The sequence below is a fragment of the Streptomyces tricolor genome, assembly GCF_002155905.1.
Classification (GTDB): Bacteria; Actinomycetota; Actinomycetes; order Streptomycetales; family Streptomycetaceae; genus Streptomyces; species Streptomyces tricolor.
On the sequence record NZ_MUMF01000964.1, the window covers coordinates 1 to 1,459 of the forward strand.

Here is a 1,459-nt window from a genome sequence, read left to right on the forward strand (position 1 = left end):
ATAAGAGACAGCGGTAGGGGTGGCCGGGGGTGTCGTCGCGGCGGTGCTGCCCAGGTCGGGCAGGGCGGGCAGGCGGGCGTCGGCGGTGAGGGCGACGGCGAGGGACACCGGGTCCATCTCCGTACCGGCCTGGTACATGCCGCCGAAGGCCCGGGCGCCCTCGGCGGTGAGCCGCGCGGGGGCCTCGGTGAGCCGGGCGAGGCCGTCGTGGGCGGTGAAGTCCTGGGCGGCGAAGGTGACCAGGGGGACCTTCCTGCCGCTGAAGTCCCGGCCGGTGACGTCGGCGTAGAGGGTGCCCGCGCCGTCGTGGACGGTGGCCCTGACCGCGGCGAGCCGCAGATCGAGGCCGTGCCGGCCGGTGAAGCGGACGGTGCCCCGGAAGCGCGCCGTCAAGTCCCCCTTGTGGTACGTGCCTTCGCCCCGGGGGAAGCGGAAGAGGGCGCCGCCGTCGCGGGCGCCGTCGGTCAGCGTCCAGCGGCCGTGGGCGATGTCTCCGGTGACGTACTCGCGGAAGGTGCGGCGCACGCCCCAGTCGACGGCGCCGTCCGCGAGGGCGCCGGGCCGCGCGGGCTTCTTCGCCGGTCCGGCGGAACGGGCCGGGCTCGGCTCGGCCGGGGTGGGCGAGGCCGCCGGCTTGACGTCGGCCGAGAGGCTGACCGGGTCGAGCGGGGTCCCGGCGGTGTAGTAGCCGGCGAAGGACCTGGCGCCCTGGGCGGTGAGGGTGGCGGGCACGTCGGCCAGGACCACCGTGCTGCCGCCGCCGCGCATGTCGATGCCGGCCAGGGAGAGGGAGGCGAAGGGCACCTGTGCGGACGTCGTGACCGTCCCGGTGCCCTTCGCCTTGCTGGTGACGTCCAGATAGAGGGTTCCGGTGCCGCCGGAGATCCGGACGGTGGGGCGGCCGAGGGTGAGGTCGAGCCGGTAGCCGCCGCCGGCGCGGTGTCCGACGAAGCGGACGCCGCCGGCGAAGGAGGCGCGGAACGCCCCGGTGTCGCCGTCGTAGCCGCCGGTCGCCGAGGGGAAGCGGAACCGGCTGCTGCCCACGGTGGCCGCGCCGCCGGTGAGGGAGTAACTCCCCCGGGCGACGGGGCCGGTGACATAGCTCTGGAACGACGACTTCACGCCCCAGTCGAGCCGTCCGCCCTGCACGGTGCGGGTCTCGGCGCGGGCGGGGGCGGCCGGGAGCAGGAGGGCTCCCAGGACGGCCGTGCACACCACGGTGACCAGGGCACGAAGGCGCGCGGGCATGGGGGGTCCTCCGGAGACGGCAGCCGGTAGCAAACTAAGGTAAGGCTAACCTAAGGTTTGTCGGGCAGATACGGAAGCCGACCGAAGGGAACGGGACGGAATCGTGAGACGGTTGCGCAGTCAACTGGCCGGAGCGCTGGTCTCCTTGCTCGTCCTCGCCGCCGGCGCCACCGGCTGCGGCGGCTCCCCCGAGGCGGCCGGTGGCGCCGGC

Annotated in this window: 1 protein-coding gene; it reads right to left on the reverse strand. The window is 75.1% G+C overall.

Annotation, left to right across the window (positions count from 1 at the left end):
• Positions 1–1,248 (reverse strand): HtaA domain-containing protein (locus CCN44_RS41955; protein ID WP_107502187.1); only part of this gene is annotated, 1,248 nt, incomplete at its 3' end.
• Positions 1,249–1,459 lie beyond the last annotated feature (211 nt).